Below are 19,333 nucleotides of genomic sequence, written 5' to 3' on the forward strand. Positions count from 1 at the left end.
CGACATGTCCCTCGCGCCGCGGCCAGGAGAATTCCATGAAGCTCAACATCATCATCGGCAGCACCCGCCCGGGCCGGGTCGGCCCGTCTATTGCCAAATGGGTCGGCGATTTCGCCCGCGACCATGGCAAGTTCGAAGTCGAGGTCGTCGATCTCGACGATTTCAAGCTGCCCTTCCTTGATGAGCCGAAGCATCCGCGGCTGCAGGAATACGAGCATGAGCATACCCGCAAGTGGAGCGAGAGCGTCGCTTCCGCCGACGCCTTCATCTTCGTGACCCCGGAATATGACTTCTTCGCCCCGGCAACGCTCGTGAACGCGCTGCAGGTGGTCTACAAGGAATGGGGCTACAAGCCGGCCGGCGTCGTCAGCTATGGCGGCGTCTCCGGCGGGCTGCGCGCCGCTCAGGAGCTGCGCACGCTGATCGTCAACCTCAACGCCCACCCCCTTCCCCAGGTCGTGCCGATTCCCTTCTTCCCGAAATTCCTCGGCGAAGACGGCAAGCTGACGCCGAATGACGAGATGAAGGCAGGCGCGACCGGCCTGCTCGACGAACTCTACAAATGGGCCGGCCCGCTGGCCGAAATGCGCAAGTCCGCCTGATCGATGATGCCGGGCAGGATACCTGCCCGGCTTTTTTGCGCGCGGGCGACGCAAAACTGTCATATTACAAGTGGAAAGGCGCAGAACGCCGTTTCCAAGCGGCCCGCATTCGGTCATCCTGCCTCCTGTGGGAGACCCGGTTGGAGGAATGACGATGGACATTCGCCGCATGAAAGTCTGGCTGCTCGGCATGGCGTCAGACGACCCCCTTCCTTTCGATCCGCAGGCAAACCGCCCCGACTGTCTGTGTCTTCCCGCCAAGGGCGAGGAACGGCTTGAGGAGCGAATCGCGTCGCTCAGGAGCGTGTTGCCTTCGCTGCCGATCTTCCTGATCTGCGAACCGATATCAAAAGCCTATAATGTCGACGATTTTTCGCGCGCCGCCCGCGCCGCGCCCGACGGCATCATCCTGCGCGGCGTGGAAAGCGCCGCCCGCATCCAGATGGCCGAGACCCTGCTGCGCGTCGTCGAGGCGCGCGAGGAGTTGGAAGAAGGCTCGATCGCGCTGATCGCCATGATCGGCGACAATGGCGGCGGGCTCCTGAATGCCCGCCATTTTCTCCACAGGCACCGCCGCCTGATCGCGCTCGGCTATGACGGAGACGCGCTGGAGCCGGCAGACGGCGAGATTGCCCGTCAGGGCGCCGTCGCGACCATGCTCGCCGCGCGCAATCTCGGCGTGCCGGCCATCGATTTTTCGGCGGCACGTTCTCCGGCAGAGGCATTCGAGAGCTCGTGCCACCATGCCGCGCGCACGGGCTTTGCCGGCAAGCTGACCGAAAACCCGGACCATATCGGCATCATCAAGAACGCCTTCGGCGCGGCCTGAGAGGCATTCCGACGGGGAACAATTCCGGCGTGGAGCGGTTGAACCGGCAGAACCCTTTCCATGAAACATCCCGCCGGATACCATGACCGAAGTCTTCCATGTAGTCGGGCTCTCAGCGCTGGTCGTCATCGTGCTCGGCGCGCTTTCGGCCCGCATCCAGAACTCCCTCATCTCCATGCCCCTCATTGCCATGGCGGCCGGCATCGTCGCCGGGCCCGCCGTTTCGGGCTGGATCACGCCCGAAGCCTGGCCGCATCAGGAAGTCATCGTGCGCGAAGTGGCCCGTTTCACCATCGCCATCAGCGTTGTCGGCATCGCCATTCGGGTTCCGCCTCACGTCTGGCGCACCATGTTCGGTCCGGTCTCCATCATGCTGACCCTCGGCATGGCCGGCATGTGGGCCGCTTCCACGCTCGTCTCCTGGGCCACGCTCGGCCTCGCCTTCGAACCGGGTCTGGCCGTGCTCGCCCTGATCGGCGCGGCAATCACCCCGACCGACCCGGTGACCGCCAGCGCCATCGTCTCCGGCCCGGTCGCCGAGCGGCTGCTGCCGGAAAAGATCAGGGGCATGCTTTCGCTCGAATCGGGTGCCAATGACGGCCTCGGCTATCTCTTCGTCATGCTGCCGCTGATGGCCCTCACCCGCGAAAGCGAGGGACCATCGCTGCTTGGCGACTGGCTCGTCGAAACCCTGCTGATGGATGTGGCGCTTGCCATTGCCGCCGGCCTCGTCATCGGCTGGCTGGTCGCGAAACTGCTGGAGATCTCGGACCGTTACCAGCTGGCCGAGGTGCACTCCTACCATGCGATCACCATCGCGCTGGCAATCGCCGCCCTGGCGGCGGGACGGCTGATCGGCGCCGATGGCATCCTGACGGCTTTTGCCGCGGGCGGGGCTTTCTGTTTTTCAGTCAACCGCCACGATGCGATCGAGGAGGAAAAGACCCACGAGACCATCAGCAAGGTCATGGACCTTCCGGCCTTCGTCATCTTCGGCCTCGTCATTCCCTGGGAGGGATGGGGCAAGCTCGGCGTTCTCGCTGTCCTCTTTCCGATCGCCATCCTTCTGTTCCGTCGCCTTCCGGTCGTCTTCGCCCTGCAGCCACTGTTGAAGAGGAAGCTCACCGGCGCGGACCTTGCCTTTGTCGGCTGGTTCGGCCCCGTCGGCATCGCCGCGATCTTCTACGCCATGGACAGTCTGGAGCGCACAGGAGACCCCTTCGTCTGGCACGCGGTCAGCACCGTCGTTGCCGGATCGATCCTGGTCCACGGCATCACCGCCATCATCGGCATGAAGCAACACAGGAAGAGGACAGAATGATTACGGCAGTGGCAATCGGTCTGGCAGCGCTTCTCGCAACGGCGGCGCTGCACCACACGCTGCTGATGGCGGCGACGCGGACGGTTCCGGGCGCGGTGCGGTCGCATCGCGGCCTGCCGGTCTGGGTCTTCGGTCAGCTCGCGATCATCCATCTCGTCGAGGTGGCGCTGTGGGCCGGGTTGTTCGTTCTGGTCCACAAGACGCTCTGGCCCGCGGCCTTCGGCGGATCATTCGCCGGCAGCCCTGCCGACTACGTCTATTTCGCCGGCATGGCCTTCACCACGCTCGGCCAGACCGGGATCGCGCTTCACGGGCCGATGCGAATTCTGGAGATGAGCCTGTCGCTCGGCGGTTTCATGCTGCTCACCTGGTCGGCGAGCTATCTCTTCACCACCTGCCGCACGCATTTTTCCGAATGACGGATCGGCGTCTCAGCCGGGTCTCACCATCTCGAACACGTCGCCGCCGTCGCAATAGTCGCGATAGCCGAGGCGCGCGAGCGGCCGGACCTTGGCCATGTCGAGGCGGCCCTCGGGGGTCAGCGCCTCGTCCCTGATGTGGACCGCGACGACCTGGCCGAAGACCATGCGGCTTTGCGTGACCGCGCCCTCAAGCGTCGGCGGCGCCATGATTGCCGTCATCCGGCACTCCAGCACAGCATAGGCCTCGCCAACATAAGGCGCATCGACCAGCCGGCCGGTGACCGGGGTGAGCCCGGCCGCCTCGAATTCGCTCGCGCCGCGTTCCAGCGAGGCCGACGTGGCATTCATCTTTTCGGCGAGATCCCGGCTCACGAGATTGACGGTGAAGACGCCGGTCTCGTCGACGTTGCGCAGGCTGTCCTTGACCGTGTCGGAGGAGAACATCACCACCGGCGGAACCGAAGAGACGGCGTTGAAGAAGGAATAGGGCGCGAGATTGTCCTCGCCCCTGCCGCTGCGCGAGCCGATCCAGCCGATCGGCCGCGGCGAGACGATCGCCTTGAACGGATCGTGCGGCAGGCCGTGCGCGTTCCTGTCGGTGGTGTAGAACATCTCAGAGATCCCCGCGCCAGGTCACGACATCGGCGAGCTCCGGCCGGACGCGCTCGAAAGGCGCCTCGCTGCGCGTGCCGATATGGACGAAGCCGGCCACGCGCTCGCCCGCTTTGACGCCGAGTGCCGGAAAGGCGCGCTCGTCGAAGGCATACCACTCGCTGAGCCAGGTGGCGCCGTAGCCGAAGGCATTGGCCGCAGCGACCAGATTGTAGCAGGCGGCGCCCGCAGACATGACCTGCTCCCATTCGGGAATTTTCGGATGAACCGCGGCGCGGCTGATGACGCCGACGACCAGCGGCGCGCGCGTCAGCCGTTCGCGTTCGAGCTTGAGGCGTTCGGCCGAGGCCGTTGCATCGTCGGCTAGGGTTATCTCGGCAAGCGCCTCGCCGACCTCGGCGCGCGCCGTGCCGGCATAGACGATGAAACGCCAGGGCGCGAGCTTGCCGTGATCGGGCACCCGCGCGGCGATCGTCAGGATCTGCTCAAGCTCGGCGCGGGAGGGTCCGGGTTCTGCAAGCTGCAGCACCGGCGTGGACCGGCGGGTTTTCAGAAATTCGACGACGGCTTCATTCTTCTCGTTCAACGCAAACCTCATTGGTTCGAAAACAGCGGCCCTTGCCCTTGAAAAGGCCACGATAATCAGGCCAAAACGCTTTTTACGAATTTGCAGTGAACGCTTGCGCACCGCAAGTCAACCGGCGAGAAACATGTCTCTCTTTGCTCATTACCGAACGCTCCCCCTGCGGCTTACTGCCGCCCTCTTCAGCCTCCTGATGCTCTCCGCCCTGCCGGCCGCGGGACAGAGCGCCGGCGAAGACCCGTTCTCGCTGATGCGCGGCACGCAGGAGCCCGGCGTCAAGCGGACGGTCTCCTTCGAGGCGCGCCTGACGAAGGATGGCGCGGTGATGCGCGAGGGACTGACCTGGCGCGTGTTCAAATCGGTTCCCGACAGCAACGGCCGCCTGGAACTGGTGGCTTCCGCCGAAGGCGGCAGCAAGTCGATCGAACTGCCCGCCGGCGAGTATTTCGTCAACTGCGCCTTCGGGCGCGCTTCGACCACCCGCAAGATCTCGGTTCCGCGCACCGGCGAGGACAAGGTGGACGTCTCCCTGGTGCTCGAGGCCGGCGGCCTCGTGCTCAACGCCACGCTCGGCGATCACAGCCGCGCCGACCCCGACCTGCTCCGGTTCACCATCTATGAGGACCGGGGTGAAAAACGCGAACTCGTCATCGAAAACGTCAAGCCGGAGACGATCCTGCGGCTGCGCGCCGGAACCTACGAGGTCATCTCCTATTACGGCGATCTCAACGCCGAGGCCCACGCCCGGCTCAAGGTCAGGGCCGGCGAGATCACCGAGGCGACGCTGAAGCAGCATGCCGCCACCGTCACGCTCACGCTTGCCGCCGAAAAGGGCGGCGAGGCGCTTGCCGACACGCTCTGGACCGTGCTCGGCGCCTCCGGCGATGTGCTGACCGAGAGCCGCAGCGCCTTTCCCTCGATGATCCTGGCGGAGGGCGAATACACCGCGATCGCCCGCAACAAGGACACCGTCTACGAGAAGAATTTCACCGTTGCGCCGGGCCAGTCGACGCAGGTCGAGCTGCTGCTTGACGAGGACAAGGCCGACCTGCCGGACGAAAGCGTGGATTGAAACCGGACCGAAGCGAGACTAGCCGACCATGAAAATCTACCTGCTCAACCTCGAAGACGACCGCGATCGCCTCGCGCACGCAACCGCTGTCTTCGCCGCCAAAGGCCTCGCCTTCGAACGACTTGCGGCCGTCGATGGGCGCAAGATGACGGACGTCGAACGGTCCGAACGCCTCGCCTTTCCGGCAGCCGGAAGCTTCGATCTCAGTCCTTCGCAGGTCGGCTGCTATCTCAGCCATGTTCATGCCTGGGAACGGTTTCTGGAAACCGATGCCGCACTCGCTGCCATCTTCGAGGACGATGTGCATCTCGGGGAGGATATCGACAGGCTGTTCGATGCGCCGGAGCCGTGGATACCGGATGATGCGGATATCGTGAAGCTCGAAACCTGCCTGCAGAAAGTCCCGCTGCCGGAAAAAGCCGAAAGCGCGGTTCTCGGCCGGAAGCTGGTGCGATTGACCGGACGCCATCATGGCGCGGCGGGCTACATCGTTACCCGCAAGGGCGCCGAGAAGCTGCTGGCCAACAGCCGCAAGCTTGCCGTCGGCGTCGATGCGATGATGTTCAGCCCGCAGGTCGCCGTCGAAAGCCGGCCGATTGTCTATCAGCTGGAACCGGCGATCTGCATCCAGGACGATATTGCGGAGCGCACCAATGTCGACCGAGCCGGATTTCCGTCGCATAATGTCCCGAGCGGCAGGAAGTCTTACGGCGAAAATCGGTTGGCGCAGCTTCGGTATCGCCTTCTCGACCGGTCAAGGGCTTTCTATCTCAAGGCGCGCAATGCTCTGCGCGGCTATCGCAAACGCATCGTCGCCTTCCGGTGAGCATAGAGGCTTCCGGCGCGACGACGTTGTTTTCCCTGTTCCCACCGGCCGGAGTTCCGCTATATAGCCGACGACCGGAAGCGGTCGTTCCCCTTGTCCATGAAAGCCAGCCCTTGCTCACATTCGTCATCAACCTCGACCGGGATACCGAGCGCCTCGCCGCGATCACGGCCATCATGGCGGCGCGTGGGCTGGACTTCGCCCGGCTTGCGGCAAGCGATGCCCGTCTGCTCGGCGATGACGAGGCCGCCCGGCTTTCGGCCTTTCCCGCCCCCTTCAGCCGGGAGATGACGCGCGGGGAAATCGGCTGCTACCTCAGCCACCGCCGCGCCTGGAGCGCGCTTGTGGAAAGCGGCGCGCCGGCCGCCGCCATTTTCGAGGATGATGTCGAGATCAGCGCGGCGACCCGCGCCGTGCTTGACGGCCTCGCAAGCCGGCTTCCCGCCAACGTCGACATCGTCAAGATCGAGACCAGCATGAAGCCGGCGGAACTGGCGCACAAGACAGAGGTCATGCTCGGCGATCATGCGGTCAAGCGCCTCGTCGGCTGCCATATCGGCTCCGCCGGTTATGTCATCACCCGGCAGGGCGCCGAGACGATGCTGGCCCGCAGCGAAAAGCTGTTCGTTCCGGTCGACGCGGCCCTGTTCGATCCGAGGGCTGGCATCCGCAACGATCTTTCCGTGATGCAGGTCGTGCCCGCCCTTTGCGTGCAGAACCGCTACGTCGCCGGCGGCGCCGGCGCGGAAGATGTCACGACGTCGATTGAGGAGCGCGGCAAGCGCAAATCCTACGGCCGCTCGGCAGCGGAAATCGCGCTGAACAGAACGCGGGACAGAATCGCCGTGATCGCTCGCAAGGTTTCGGCCGTCATCGGCCGCCGCCGCGCCGCGATCGTCGAATACCGACCCTGAAAGACAAAACGGCGCGACCAAAAGACCGCGCCGTCCTGTTTTCCCTTACGCCAGAGCGCGCTTGCGCTTAAGGTCCGGCGGCGTTGCCTCGTCGGTCAGCATGTCAATCGCATCGGCGAGCGCCATCGACTGCTGGTCGCGCGAGCCGAGGCGGCGGATATTGACCGCTTCCTCTTCCGCCTCGCGCATGCCGCAGACGAGAATGACCGGCACCTTGGCCAGCGAATGTTCGCGGACCTTGTAGTTGATCTTCTCGTTGCGGAAGTCGGTCCCGACCGTAAGCCCGGCGGCGCGCAGCTTCTCGGCGACCTTGCGACCATAGTCGTCCGCCTCGGAGGTGATGGTCGCGACCACCACCTGCTGCGGGGCGAACCACAGCGGCATATGGCCGGCATGGTTCTCGATCAGGATGCCGAGGAAACGTTCCAGCGAACCGCAGATGGCGCGGTGGATCATCACCGGTTGCTTCTTCTCCGAGGTCGAGTCGATATAAAACGCGCCGAAGCGTTCCGGCAGGTTGAAGTCCACCTGGGTGGTGCCGCACTGCCATTCCCGCCCGATCGCGTCCTTCAGCGTATATTCGAACTTCGGACCGTAGAAGGCGCCCTCGCCCGGCAGGATGCCGGTCTTGATGCGCCCGCCCGACTGTTGCTCGATGGTCTTCAGCACCTCGGTCATGATCGCCTCGGCGTGATCCCAGTTCTCATCCGAGCCGACGCGTTTTTCCGGCCGGGTGGAAAGCTTGACGACGATTTCCTTGAAGCCGAAATCCTCGTAGACCGACAGGATCAGGTCATTGATCTTCAGGCATTCCTCGGCAAGCTGTTCCTCGGTGCAAAAGACGTGGGCATCGTCCTGGGTGAATCCGCGCACGCGCATCAGCCCGTGCATCGCGCCCGATGGCTCATAGCGATGCACGACGCCGAATTCCGCATAGCGGATCGGCAGTTCGCGATAGGACTTCAGACCGTGCTTGAACAGCTGGACATGGCCGGGGCAGTTCATCGGCTTCAGCGCGAAGACGCGCTTGTCCTCGGCTTCCTCGTCGGCGCAGGCGACCGCGAACATGTTCTCGCGGTACCATTCCCAGTGGCCGGACGTCCGCCACAGCGCGGTATCGAGCACCTGCGGCGCGTTGACTTCCTCATACTCGCCCTCGAGACGGCGTCGCATATAGGAGGTCAGCGACTGGAACATGCGCCAGCCCTTGGAATGCCAGAACACGACGCCCGGGCCTTCTTCCTGGAAATGGAACAGGTCCATCTCGCGGCCGAGTCGGCGATGGTCGCGCTTTTCAGCCTCCTCAAGAAAGTTGAGATAGGCATCGAGCTGCTGCTTCTCCGCCCAGGCCGTGCCGTAGATGCGGGTCAGCATCGGGTTGTTGCTGTCGCCGCGCCAATAGGCGCCGGCCACCTTCATCAGCTTGAAGGCGTCGCCGATCTGGCCGGTGGAGGTCATGTGCGGGCCGCGGCAAAGGTCGAACCAGTCGCCCTGGGAATAGATCTTGACGTCCTGGTCTTCGGGAATCGCGTCAACGAGCTCGACCTTGTAGACCTCGCCCTTTTCGGCGAAGACCTGCTTCGCCTTCTCGCGCGACCAGACCTCCTTGGTGAAGGGGGCGTTGCGCTTGATGATCTCCTTCATCTTCTTCTCGATCTTCGGAAGATCGTCGGGCGTGAAGGGCGTTTCGCGGGCGAAATCGTAGTAGAATCCATTCTCGATCACCGGACCGATGGTCACCTGCGTTCCCGGCCACAATTCCTGCACGGCCTCGGCCATCACATGGGCGCAGTCGTGGCGGATCAGCTCCAGCGCGCGGTCATCGGTACGGGTGACGATCTCGATGCGGCCGTCCTCGACCGGATCGGCGAGATCGCGCAACGCGCCGTCAAGGGCAATGGCGACGGCTTTCTTGGCGAGGGATTTGGAGATTGACTCGGCAACATCCCGGCCGGTCGTGCCGGCGGCGTAGTCGCGCTTGGAGCCATCGGGGAAAACGAGGGAAATCTGATCAGACATATCTTCTCCTTAAACCAGTCCCGCCAACGAATGCGGGTGGACGAAAGGCCGTCCTGCACGGCCAGTTCAACGAGGCCGCTCAATAGTAAAAAAACGGCCCTGCGTAAAGCCGCAAGGCCGTCTGATCGTCGCCGCCGAAGGAAGATCGCTAGAATTTAACACCAAGACCTGCGGTGACGGTGTTCGAGGACGTCTCCTGATCCGCCGTGTTGCCCTTGCCGAAATAGCGGGAGAAATCGGCGCTCGGATAGCCGGTGTAGCGATATTCAAGCCGGGCGAAGACATTCTCCGTAAAGGCATAGTCGACGCCGGCGCCGACCGTGTAGCCGTAGATCACCTCATGCGGGCGCTTTGAGCCCGTGCCGAGATAGAAGTTCGCGACCGCGGCGCCGGCCGTGCCGTAGATCAGCGCGTTGCCGAGGGAGTAGCCGATGCGGCCCCTCAAGGATCCGCCCCAGTTGATGCCGTGGTTGCGCGAGACGCCGCCGGCAACATACTGGCTCATATCAAAGGTATAGTCGCCGTCGACCTCGGCGCCGGCCACGAGATTGTTGTCGAACTGGAAATTATAGCCGGCGAAGGCGCCGACGATCGGTCCCGCAATACCGTTGGACCACGAGGAACTGCCGGACGCGCCCGAAATCGTGCCGCGGACCTGTGTCCAGTCATACCCGCCCCTGAGGCCGAGATAGGGGCCGTCCCACGGCAATTCCTCTTCCTCGACATAGACTTCCTGATAGACCGGCGCCGGCGCCGTGACCGCAAGGTCCGCCGCCAGTGACGGCCCCCCGGCCAGGACGACCAGAAAGGCCGTCGCAACTGCTCTCGTCATAACGCAATCCTCACGAATTATGCTTTATGACTGTTTAACAGCGAATGCTTAACAAATGGTCACATCACCGGGAAGAGCGCAACTTCTACTTGGTGCCGCGCAGTCCGGCGGGCTCAGTCTCCGGTCCTGGACGGCTCCACCACCATATAGTCGAGCGGCAGTTCGGTCGAGAACTTGATCTGCTCCATGGCGAAGGACGAAGAAACGTCGCGGATCTCGATCTTGGCGATCAGTCGCTTGTAGAAGGCGTCATAGGCGGCGATATCCGGCACCACGACCCGCAGCAGGTAATCGACGTCGCCGCTCATGCGGTAAAACTCGAGCACTTCGGGGAAGTCGCCGATGACCTCGGAAAACCGCTTCAGCCATTCGACCGAGTGGGAATTGGTGCGGATGGCGACGAAGACCGTGACATTGGCGTTGACCTTTTCCGGATCGAGCAGCGCCACGCGCCGCCTGATCACGCCCTCTTCCTCCATCTTCTGGATGCGGCGCCAGCAGGGCGTGGTGGAAAGCCCGACCTTCTTGCCGATATCGGCAACGGCCAGCGTCGAGTCCTCCTGAAGAAGGCGCAAAATCTTTCTATCCAGACGGTCCATTTCCGCTCTCCGTAAAAAATTTTTGCTGTTATAGCAAAAATACCGCCGAAAGAAAGAGCGATTTTCAGCCGCCGCCGTATAGCCGGACCGCCTTTTTCAGTTCCGGCAGCACCTCGTCCTCGAACCATGGGTTCTTCTTCAGCCAGCCCGTGTTGCGCCAGCTGGGATGCGGCAGCGGCAGGATGCGCGGCGCGCGGTTGGCAAGGAAGCTGTCGCGCCAATTGCGGACGGTCTCGGTCAGCGTCTTGCGGCTCATCTTCCCCATATGCCATTTCTGCGCATACATGCCGATCGCCAGAACCAGTTCGATCTGCGGCATCGCCGCCATGGCCTCTTCCCGCCATTCAGGCGCGCATTCCCTGCGCGGCGGCAGATCGCTGCCCTTTGCGTCATAGCCCGGAAAGCAGAAGCCCATCGGCAGGATGGCAAAGCGGGAGCGATCGTAGAATGCCTCGCGGCCGATCCCCATCCAGTCGCGCAGCCGGTCGCCCGAGCGATCGTTGAAGGGAATGCCGGTCTCGTGCACGCGCAGGCCCGGCGCCTGGCCGGCGATCAGGATCCGCGCGCGCGCCGACAGGACGGCAACGGGACGCGGTTCATGCGGCAGCCGGCGCTCCGCCCCGCCTACCGGACAGTCCCGGCAGATGCGGCAGGCCGGGATCGCGCGCGAAAGCCTTTCCGTATCGCTCATCAGGCGCTCCGGGGGCCTGCGGAAGGGTTGGCGAATGCGGCAAAGATTACGACCGGATTAAAAAACACGGCTAACAAATCCTTTACGGAAGGTATTTCTTAACAATTCGTTCGTAGGTTCATTAACAGCGACAACCACGATTTGCGATGGCGAACCTCAGCGAGGCCCACATGAAACGCGACACGACACAGCGTCATGATCCTCAGGACACGGAGACCGGGCCCGCCCCGTCCGCTTCCGAAACGACATCGGCCACGCTGACGGTCGACGCCTTTCGTCACGCGCTTTCCGTCATAGAGAAGGGCATTCCCGCCATTGCGATCCTGCTGGTCATCGCCGCGGTCGGCTTTCTCTATATCGGCAGGGACATGGTCTTTGCTCTCTGGGCGCTGACGGCGCTCGTCCTGCACGGCGTCGCCTTTGCCGTCATCCGAAACGCCGCGCGCGAGGGCAAGGATGCCGAAACGCTTGCCAAATGGAACAACCGCGTGATCGGCGCCTACTGGCTGGCCGGCAGCGCATGGGCGCTGACCGCGCTTCTCGACTGCAGCGCCTGTACCGGCGCGGCCTTCCCCTTCTTCAAAGGGGCGATGGCGATCATCGCGCTCTCGCTGCTGGCGCTCGGCGCGGTTTCACTGCCGAAGACGACCTGGCACGTCTTCATGCCGGCCGTGATAGCGTTCGGCGCGATCGCCTATCTCGGCAGGGATCCTTTCGACATCGGCCTTGCGGCGACCCTGGCTGTCGTCATGGTGTTCATCGCCTATTTCAGCCATCAGCTCGGCGCAGGCGACCGGGCGCTGCAGACGAAGGAAGGCGAAAAGGACGCGCTGAACCGTCAGCTTGCCGAAAGCCTGGAAAAGGCGGAAGACGCGGCCCGGACCGCCGAGGACGCCAACAAGGCCAAGGCGGCCTTTCTGGCGGCCATGTCGCATGATCTGCGCACGCCGCTCAACGCCATCATCGGCTTTTCCGAAATCATGAAGGAAGAGATGATGGGCCCGCTGAAAAACCCCTATTACAAGGAATATGCCTCCGACATCCACAGTTCCGGAACCCATCTTCTCGACATGATCGACAGCGTGCTCGATCTCTCCCGGCTGGAGGCCGGCGGCTACCGGCTCACCGAACAGCCCGTCTATCTGGTCGATGTCATCGATGCCTCGATGGCAATGGTCGGACCCGAGGCCGCCTCGCGGGCGATCTCGATTCACTGCGACGCCGGGGGGCGGCTCGCCCCGGTCATAGCCGATGGCCGCGCCGTCAAGCAGATGCTGATCAACCTGTTGTCGAACGCCATCAAGTTCTCGCCCGAAGGCTCCGACATTCTGGTCTCGGCCGGCAACACGGCCGAGGGCGGGCAGTATCTGAGCGTGCGCGATTACGGCTGCGGCATGGACGAGGAGGCGCTTGCGGCAGCTACGGACGCCTTCTCGCGCGGCCGGGCGGCGGACCATGTCGAAGGCTTCGGCCTTGGTCTCTCGATCGTCCGGCAGTTGATCGAGGCACACCAGGGCGCGCTCGTGCTCAAGTCCGCGCCGGGCCGGGGCACGCTTGCAAGCATCGAACTGCCCGAAGCCCGCGTGGCGGACCTGCCGGCGGCAAGCCTCAGCACGGACGACATTGCCCTGCCGCTGTCGGCGGAGCGCCATATGCCGTTCATCCCGGAGAGCATCGAGATCGAGGCCGAGGAGAGCGTCCGCACGGTGAAAGGCCGCAGCGGCCGCGACCGGCTGGCAGCCGCCCTCAGACGACGTGCCCGCAAGGTCGCCAACGACGATGCCGGCCGCCCGTCCGACGCCGATCTCGCCCTCGAGGCCCGGCTGGAGGCGGACATCATGGAGGCGCTGGACCGCGAACGCGAAACGGACCGACTCAAGCCCGCCAATGCCGCATGAACGCGACCACAGCCATGACCGTCATTCCCACGCTTGAAACGAGCCGACTGCGTCTGCGCGCGCCGCGCTTCGCCGACTGGCCGGCCTACCTTGCCTTTCTCGCCTCGTCGCGCGCGCAATTCATGGGCGGCCCGCACACGGACGAGACAGCCTGGCCGTTTTTCTGCAACGATGTCGCGCAATGGCAGCTCTTCGGCCACGGCGCGTTGATGCTCGAAGACAAAGACAACGCCGCCGTTCTCGGCCAGGTCGCACTGTGCAAGGGTCCGCTGTTTCCCGAACTGGAGCTTGGCTGGTTTCTCTACGAGGCCGCCGAGGGCCATGGCTATGCGCTGGAGGCCGCCGCTGCCATGCTGCAATGGGGTTTTGCCGCGCGCGAGGAGCAAAGCTTCGTCAGCTATATCGATCCGGAAAACCGCCGCTCCATCAGGCTCGCCGAACGACTGGGCGCAAGCCTCGACGAAACGGCGCAGCGCCCCCATCCTGCGACGCTCGTCTATCGCCACCCCCGCCCATGACGGACGGCGCTCTAGAAGAACACGACATAGACGGCGTAGATGACATTGCAGCAGATCAGGCAGAAGGTGGCGAAGGAGCCGAGATCCTTGGCGTGCTTGCCTTCGACCGAGCGTTCCGGCGAAACCCGGTCGATGATCTCCTCGACGGCCGTGTTCAGCGCCTCGGCGGCAAACAGTGCGAACATCAGGATCACGAAGATCATGAACTCAAGGCCGCTCGCACCGACAAGGGCAAATATGCCAAGGCCGATGCCGAAGCCGATCAGTTCATGACGAAAAGCCTCTTCCTTGAGCAGCCGCAGGAAGCCCTGCCAGGAATAGCCGCCGGCGGCGAACAGATGGCGAATGCCCTTTTGCTTCTCGATCGGCGGTTCGGCCATTCCGTCTCCTTCCGGCTCAAGACCAAGTCGGCGCACCCTGCCACCGGCATGTTACAGCTGCGCGACAAGCCTTTGACGACGCACGGGAATTACCGTCACAAACATCGCCCGGCGCCAAGGTCGCGTCAGCCCCGCCCGGAAACGCCCGCCTCCTCGAAGGTCGCCATGCCGGTGTGGCAGGCCGCCGCCGATTTCACCAGGCTTGCGGCGAGCGCCGCGCCCGTTCCCTCGCCGAGACGCATGCCGAGCGCCAGAAGCGGCGTCTTGCCAAGCTTCTGGATCAGTTTCAGATGCCCCGGCTCGGCCGAGACATGGGCGATCATGCAGTGATCGAGCGCCGAGGGATTGGCGGCTTTCAGCACGGCGGCGGCGGCGGTCACGGCATAGCCGTCGAGCAACACCGGCACCTTCTGCATCCGCGCGGCGATGATGGCTCCGGCGATCGCCGCGAATTCGCGGCCGCCGAGCCTGCGCAGCAGTTCCAGCGGATCGGAAAGATGGTCCTTGTGCAAGGCGACGGCCTGTTCGACGGCGGCGATCTTGCGCTCCAGCATCTCGCCTTCCGCGCCCGTGCCCGGACCGACCCAGTCTCCGGCCGAGCCGCCGTAAAGCCCGAGGCAGAGCGCCGCGGCAATCGCGGTGTTGCCAATGCCCATTTCGCCGAGGCAGAGCAGGTCCACCCCGCCGGCGACCGCCTCCATGCCGTAGGCCATGGTCGCCGCGCAATCACGCTCGGAAAGCGCGGGCTCCACGGTAATGTCGCCGGTCGGATAGTCGAGCGCCAGATCGAAGATCTTGAGGCTGAGGTCGACCGAGGCGCAGATCTGGTTGATCGCCGCGCCGCCCTTCTCGAAATTGCCCACCATCTGCTGCGTCACGGTTGCCGGATAGGGCGTGATGCCTTTGGCCGCAATGCCGTGATTGCCGGCGAAGACGGCGACCATTGGCCGGTTCACCGCCGGGGGACGACCGCTCCAGGCGGCAAGCCACATGGCGATCTCTTCCAGACGCCCGAGCGCGCCTTCGGGTTTGGTCAGAACAGAGTTACGTTTGCGAGCCGCTGCAAGGGCCGGCGTATCGGCCCCCGGGAGAGCCTCCAGCAGAGCACGGAAATCATCGAAGGGCTGTCCGGCGGCTTCCATCTAGAGTAAGTCCTTTTTTACTATTACAAGCATAAACCGGCTATCCAAGGTTGTCTCGATCTGCCATAGTCCACACCTATAACGCACACATTGACGAAAGTGCCACCATGACGCGACTGACGAGCCTGGCGAAAGACCTCGCCGTGGCAACCGGTTTCCTGACGAGATATCCCATTCCGGCGCAAATGCAAACCGTTCCGCCGGACGGCGCGCGCGCGGCGTGGGCCTTTCCCCTTGCCGCCGTCCTCGCAGCCCTGTTGCCTGCCCTTGTTTTGCCGTCCCTGACCATGCTCGGCGCCGGGCCTTTGCTGGCGGCGCTGATCGCAATCGCGGTCAGCCTCGTGGTCACCGGCGCGCTTCACGAGGACGGTCTCGCCGATTCCTTTGACGGCCTTTTCGGCGGACAGGACCGCGCGGCCGCGCTGGCGATCATGAAGGACAGCAGCACCGGAGCCTACGGTACGATCGCCCTTATCCTCTCAATCCTGTTGCAGGCCGTCGCACTTGCGGTCCTGGTTGCAGAGGGTTCGTGGAATGCAGCGCTTTTCCTCATCGCCGGAGCGGCAGGCGGGCGCGCCGCCATGGTCTGTCAATGGAGCGCCCTTCCGTCAGCGCGCACCGACGGAGCAGCGTCCGCACTCGGTCGCCCCGGAAAACAGTCGGCACTGTGCGCGGTTCTCGGCGGCGGCGTCATCATCGGCCTTTCGGCCCTCGCGACCGAGACGGTGTGGCCCGCGCTTGCCGCCCTCGTCTGCGGCGCGGCCGCCGCCCTCGGTTTCAGCCTGTTCGTCGCCCGCCGTCTCGGCGGCTGCACGGGCGATACGCTCGGCGCCACAGCGCGGATCAGCGAGACCGTCTTCCTCGTCGCCCTTGCCATTTGCGTCTGAAACCCGATATCCGGTCACGATGCCACGGCGCGGGCCTCAGTGCGCGCCTTTCGCCTGCAAAGAGGGAGTGACCGCCTTGCGCCTGTTCTGGATCCTGATCGCAATCGTCGCAGTGGGGATGATCATGCTGATGGTCACCGGCGGCGACGGCACCACGCTTGGCCTTGCCAACGACGAGTTCGCCTCCGCGCTCTGGCTCGCGCCGCTGCTGGTTCTGGTCGCCGCCGGCATGCTGCAGGGACAGCGCAATTTCGGCCATGTGTTCCAGTCGCTGCTGATCTGGGCGGCGATCCTGCTGGTCATTTCCGCCGCCTATATCTTCCGCCATGATTTCCGGGAGGTCGGCGCCCGCCTCTTCGGCGGCCTCGTACCCGGCATGTCGATGACGACGACCATGGTTGACGGCCGCGAACAGGTGGTCATCGGCAAGAGGCGCGACGGACATTTCACCGCGAATGTCGAAGTCGACGGCATCAGCCTGCCAATGCTGGTCGACACCGGCGCAAGCCGGGTGACGCTGACGACAGAGGATGCGAAACGGATCGGCCTCGATGCGGACGCGCTGAGTTTCACGGCGATGGTCTCCACCGCCAACGGCACGGCGATGGCCGCGCCCGTCACACTCGATGAGGTCGCGGTCGGCCCGATCACGCGCCGCAATGTCCGCGCCATGGTGGCCGGCGAGGGTCTTCTGTCTCAAAGCCTGCTCGGCATGAGCTTTCTCGGCACGCTGAGCTCGGTCGACATGCGCGCCGAGGAACTGCGCCTCACCGATTGAGCGTTCAAAAGAACGAGATGAAGAAGCGGGCGGAGATCGTCAGCAGGAAAATGCCGAAACCCGCCGTCAGCACCCGGTCGGAAACCGCATGGGCGGCGCGCGCGCCGACCGGCGCGATCAGGAGCGTGATCGGAATGATCAGCGCCACGGCAATCCAGTTGACATAGCCGGTGGACAGAACCGGAAGCCCGGGATGGCCCCAACCGCCAATGACGTTGCCGACAAAACTCGGGATCGAGATCAGCACGCCGACCCCCGCCGACGTCGCCACTGCCTGCAGCATCGACCGGTTGTAGAGCGTCATGAAGGTGTTGTTGAGCGTTCCGCCGCCGATGCCGATCAGCCCGGACAAAAGCCCGATCAGCCAGCCGCAGCCGAACAGAACGGGGTTCTTCGGCAGGTCCTCGCCGAGCCGCCATTTCGAGGCCCTCGGATAGAGCATCTTCAGGCCGATCAGCAGCGTGATCACGGCGAAGGCCGCGCGCAGCACGTCGCCCGGCGCATAGGCGATCACCATGGCCGAGACGATGGCGCCGAAGGGCACGGCGATGATCCATTGCCTCAGCAGCTTCATGTCCACCGTGCCGCGCCTGTAATGCGACTGGAAGGAACGCAGCGAGGTTGGAATGATGATGGCAAGCGAGGTTCCGACGCAGAGCTTCATGCGCACGCCCTCGTCCACGCCGGCAAGCGCGAAGGCTTGATAGAAGACCGGCACCAGCACGGCGCCGCCGCCAATGCCGAAGAGGCCGGCCAGGAAACCGGCGACGCAGCCGGCCACCGCCAGCAGAACGACGAGTTGCAGGATTTCGGAAATCGGCGGCATGCGTAGTCCCCTCACGCTCCTTCCGGGCGCAGTCGGCAAAGCGCAGTCAGAAGGTTCTTGAATGTCGGATTATCATTGGCGATGTGTCATCAAAACGTGATCTTCTTACACTATCTCGTGGCCAGGGCAAACGGGGATGCACGGCGCAGCTTTTTTCGCGGCGGTATCCCTCGGACTGGATTTCATCAGCTCACGATATTGCGCCCGCGCATGTTCAGTTTTTCTGTTCAAGACGGTTTCCGATCACCAAAGCTTTTTCGCTTTTTTCCTTTGCCGGCCCTCATGGGCCGGCTTTTTTGTCCGCACTGCGAAGACGCCACAAAAAAACCGGCCGCTTCGAACGGCCGGTTCCTGTCACGAATATGCCCTGCGATCAGGGCTCGAGATCGACGTCGAGGATCGCCATGGAGAAATTGAAGGAACGGTCGCCGTCCTCGTCGTCGAGATAGATGACGCCGATGAATTCGTCCTCGCGGTAAACCTCGCAGGAATCGTCCTTGCGCGGACGCGCGCGCACGGCAAAGAGCGGCCCGAACATGCGCTTGAAATAGGAGTCGAGCTTTTTGATTTCGTCTGGCTTCAAGGGATGAACTCCGTCTGGTCTTCAAGTGTTGGCGCGCTTGTGACACGCAAGGGCCGAGAATGCAAATGCGCGGGCCGATGGTTTTTCAAGGTCAGGCTGTCAGTCTTCCGAACCGATCAGCTGGTCCATTGAACGGGCGGGGTCGGAGCAGCCCGCCGTACCGATCACCTTTGCCGGCACGCCCGCAACCGTCGAATTGGCCGGCACCGGCTTCAACACCACGGAGCCGGCGGCAATCCGCGAGCAATGGCCGACGGTGATGTTGCCGAGCACCTTGGCGCCGGCGCCGATCAGCACGCTGTCGCCGATCTTCGGGTGGCGGTCGCCGCTTTCCTTGCCCGTGCCGCCGAGCGTCACGCCCTGAAGGATCGAGACATCGTCGCCGATCGTGGCCGTCATGCCGACGACAAGGCCGGTCGCGTGGTCGAGGAAGATGCCCTTGCCCATCCTGGCGGCCGGATTGATATCGGTCTGGAACACGCTGGACGACCGACTCTGCAGGTAGAGCGCGAAATCCTGCCGCCCCTTCTGCCACAGCCAGTGCGCCAGCCTGTGGGTCTGGATTGCGTGAAACCCCTTGAAATAGAGCACCGGTTCCATGAAGCGGGTGCAGGCGGGGTCGCGGTCATAGACGGCCTGGATATCGACCCGGAGGATATCGCCCCATTCGGGCCAGTCGCGCCGCATCTCGTCAAAGGTCTGGCGCAGCAGGATCGCCTGCACGTCCGGATGATCGAGCCGCTCGCAGATACGGTAGACGACGCAATCCTCGAGCGATGTGTGGTTCAGGATCGTCGAATAGAGAAAGGCGGCGAGGATCGGGTCCTTCTCAAGCGCGTATTCCGCCTCGGCCCTGAGGCTCGCCCAGATCGGATCGACGGCCTTCAGGCTGGTCTCGTGACCGGTCTTGTCGGGATGTGCGGCCATCGTGGCCTCCTGTGGTTCGGGCGCCGTGCGCCTGTCCTTCCAACGAAGTCGCTTCTGTTCCGGCGCAAATAT

At 63.9% G+C, this 19,333-nt stretch carries 22 protein-coding genes; 11 read left to right on the top strand and 11 right to left on the bottom strand.

The window, feature by feature from the left end; genetic code table 11:
- The first annotated feature begins 35 nt into the window (after window positions 1-35).
- The 4 genes from JET14_RS12495 to JET14_RS12510 all read left to right on the top strand — a co-directional run bounded on the left by JET14_RS12495 (window position 36) and on the right by JET14_RS12510 (window position 3,171).
- Window positions 36-602: an NADPH-dependent FMN reductase gene (locus JET14_RS12495; RefSeq protein WP_200333923.1), complete on the top strand. Its 567-nt coding sequence runs from the start codon at window positions 36-38 to the stop codon at window positions 600-602.
- A 154-nt stretch (window positions 603-756) separates the two neighbouring features.
- Window positions 757-1,431 carry a hypothetical protein gene (locus JET14_RS12500; protein WP_200333924.1) on the top strand — a complete coding sequence of 225 codons (675 nt, stop codon included), beginning with the start codon at window positions 757-759 and terminating at the stop codon, window positions 1,429-1,431.
- A gap of 82 nt (window positions 1,432-1,513) precedes the next feature.
- Window positions 1,514-2,752, top strand: coding sequence for a cation:proton antiporter (locus JET14_RS12505; RefSeq protein ID WP_200333925.1), 1,239 nt, complete (start codon window positions 1,514-1,516; stop codon window positions 2,750-2,752).
- A complete protein-coding gene (locus JET14_RS12510) occupies window positions 2,749-3,171 on the top strand; it encodes a hypothetical protein (protein WP_200333926.1) in 423 nt (140 codons plus the stop codon). The genes JET14_RS12505 and JET14_RS12510 overlap by 4 nt, the downstream gene beginning before the upstream one ends.
- A 12-nt stretch (window positions 3,172-3,183) precedes the next feature.
- On the opposite strand, the gene JET14_RS12515 is transcribed toward JET14_RS12510, so the two are convergent.
- The gene (locus JET14_RS12515; protein ID WP_200333928.1) at window positions 3,184-3,786 is read right to left on the bottom strand and encodes a flavin reductase family protein; all 603 of its coding nucleotides are present in this window, start codon (window positions 3,784-3,786) and stop codon (window positions 3,184-3,186) included.
- A 1-nt stretch (window position 3,787) separates the two neighbouring features.
- Entirely contained in the window at window positions 3,788-4,372 is a 585-nt protein-coding gene (locus tag JET14_RS12520) for a nitroreductase family protein (protein WP_246750306.1), read from the bottom strand.
- Window positions 4,373-4,496: 124 nt separating this feature from the next.
- On the opposite strand from JET14_RS12520, the gene JET14_RS12525 reads away from it, so the two are divergent.
- From JET14_RS12525 to JET14_RS12535, 3 genes are all read left to right on the top strand, one after another.
- The gene (locus JET14_RS12525; RefSeq protein ID WP_200333932.1) at window positions 4,497-5,441 is read left to right on the top strand and encodes a hypothetical protein; all 945 of its coding nucleotides are present in this window, start codon (window positions 4,497-4,499) and stop codon (window positions 5,439-5,441) included.
- 28 nt (window positions 5,442-5,469) lie between these two features.
- A complete protein-coding gene (locus JET14_RS12530; protein WP_200333934.1) occupies window positions 5,470-6,267 on the top strand; it encodes a glycosyltransferase family 25 protein in 798 nt (265 codons plus the stop codon).
- Between the two features lie 113 nt (window positions 6,268-6,380).
- Window positions 6,381-7,181 carry a glycosyltransferase family 25 protein gene (locus JET14_RS12535; protein ID WP_200333936.1) on the top strand — a complete coding sequence of 267 codons (801 nt, stop codon included), beginning with the start codon at window positions 6,381-6,383 and terminating at the stop codon, window positions 7,179-7,181.
- A gap of 45 nt (window positions 7,182-7,226) precedes the next feature.
- On the opposite strand, the gene thrS is transcribed toward JET14_RS12535, so the two are convergent.
- From thrS to JET14_RS12555, 4 genes are all read right to left on the bottom strand, one after another.
- Complete coding sequence (gene thrS, locus JET14_RS12540; RefSeq protein WP_200333937.1) at window positions 7,227-9,200, bottom strand: threonine--tRNA ligase; 1,974 nt, start codon at window positions 9,198-9,200, stop codon at window positions 7,227-7,229.
- Window positions 9,201-9,348: 148 nt separating this feature from the next.
- The gene (locus JET14_RS12545) at window positions 9,349-10,032 is read right to left on the bottom strand and encodes an outer membrane protein (protein ID WP_200333938.1); all 684 of its coding nucleotides are present in this window, start codon (window positions 10,030-10,032) and stop codon (window positions 9,349-9,351) included.
- Between the two features lie 113 nt (window positions 10,033-10,145).
- On the bottom strand, window positions 10,146-10,631 hold the full coding sequence (locus JET14_RS12550) for an Lrp/AsnC family transcriptional regulator (RefSeq protein ID WP_200333939.1): 486 nt from the start codon (window positions 10,629-10,631) through the stop codon (window positions 10,146-10,148).
- A 64-nt stretch (window positions 10,632-10,695) separates the two neighbouring features.
- On the bottom strand, window positions 10,696-11,322 hold the full coding sequence (locus tag JET14_RS12555; protein WP_200333940.1) for a uracil-DNA glycosylase family protein: 627 nt from the start codon (window positions 11,320-11,322) through the stop codon (window positions 10,696-10,698).
- Window positions 11,323-11,492: 170 nt separating this feature from the next.
- Here JET14_RS12555 and JET14_RS12560 point away from each other — a divergent pair, with 170 nt between their 5' ends.
- Both JET14_RS12560 and JET14_RS12565 read left to right on the top strand, forming a co-directional pair.
- The gene (locus JET14_RS12560) at window positions 11,493-13,220 is read left to right on the top strand and encodes a sensor histidine kinase (protein WP_210342044.1); all 1,728 of its coding nucleotides are present in this window, start codon (window positions 11,493-11,495) and stop codon (window positions 13,218-13,220) included.
- Window positions 13,217-13,738, top strand: a complete 522-nt coding sequence (locus JET14_RS12565) for a GNAT family N-acetyltransferase (RefSeq protein WP_200333942.1) — start codon at window positions 13,217-13,219, stop codon at window positions 13,736-13,738. Before JET14_RS12560 ends, JET14_RS12565 begins: the two co-directional genes overlap by 4 nt.
- An 11-nt stretch (window positions 13,739-13,749) precedes the next feature.
- On the opposite strand, the gene JET14_RS12570 is transcribed toward JET14_RS12565, so the two are convergent.
- Together JET14_RS12570 and cobT are read right to left on the bottom strand one after the other, a co-directional pair.
- Entirely contained in the window at window positions 13,750-14,118 is a 369-nt protein-coding gene (locus JET14_RS12570) for a diacylglycerol kinase (RefSeq protein ID WP_200333944.1), read from the bottom strand.
- Between the two features lie 125 nt (window positions 14,119-14,243).
- Window positions 14,244-15,260 (bottom strand): nicotinate-nucleotide--dimethylbenzimidazole phosphoribosyltransferase, encoded by a 1,017-nt coding sequence (cobT, locus tag JET14_RS12575; RefSeq protein WP_200333946.1) that lies wholly within the window; start codon window positions 15,258-15,260, stop codon window positions 14,244-14,246.
- Between the two features lie 107 nt (window positions 15,261-15,367).
- Here cobT and JET14_RS12580 point away from each other — a divergent pair, with 107 nt between their 5' ends.
- Entirely contained in the window at window positions 15,368-16,147 is a 780-nt protein-coding gene (locus JET14_RS12580) for an adenosylcobinamide-GDP ribazoletransferase (protein WP_200333948.1), read from the top strand.
- Window positions 16,148-16,214: 67 nt separating this feature from the next.
- The gene (locus JET14_RS12585; protein WP_246750307.1) at window positions 16,215-16,925 is read left to right on the top strand and encodes a TIGR02281 family clan AA aspartic protease; all 711 of its coding nucleotides are present in this window, start codon (window positions 16,215-16,217) and stop codon (window positions 16,923-16,925) included.
- A gap of 4 nt (window positions 16,926-16,929) precedes the next feature.
- Here the strand turns inward: JET14_RS12585 and JET14_RS12590 are convergent, their stop codons facing one another.
- The 3 genes from JET14_RS12590 to cysE all read right to left on the bottom strand — a co-directional run bounded on the left by JET14_RS12590 (window position 16,930) and on the right by cysE (window position 19,261).
- Window positions 16,930-17,751: a sulfite exporter TauE/SafE family protein gene (locus tag JET14_RS12590; protein WP_200333951.1), complete on the bottom strand. Its 822-nt coding sequence runs from the start codon at window positions 17,749-17,751 to the stop codon at window positions 16,930-16,932.
- A gap of 373 nt (window positions 17,752-18,124) precedes the next feature.
- Window positions 18,125-18,334 carry a DUF3126 family protein gene (locus tag JET14_RS12595; RefSeq protein WP_024707469.1) on the bottom strand — a complete coding sequence of 70 codons (210 nt, stop codon included), beginning with the start codon at window positions 18,332-18,334 and terminating at the stop codon, window positions 18,125-18,127.
- A gap of 99 nt (window positions 18,335-18,433) precedes the next feature.
- Entirely contained in the window at window positions 18,434-19,261 is an 828-nt protein-coding gene (gene cysE, locus JET14_RS12600; RefSeq protein ID WP_200333952.1) for a serine O-acetyltransferase, read from the bottom strand.
- Window positions 19,262-19,333 lie beyond the last annotated feature (72 nt).

Source organism: Martelella lutilitoris, from assembly GCF_016598595.1.
Classification (GTDB): Bacteria; Pseudomonadota; Alphaproteobacteria; order Rhizobiales; family Rhizobiaceae; genus Martelella; species Martelella lutilitoris_A.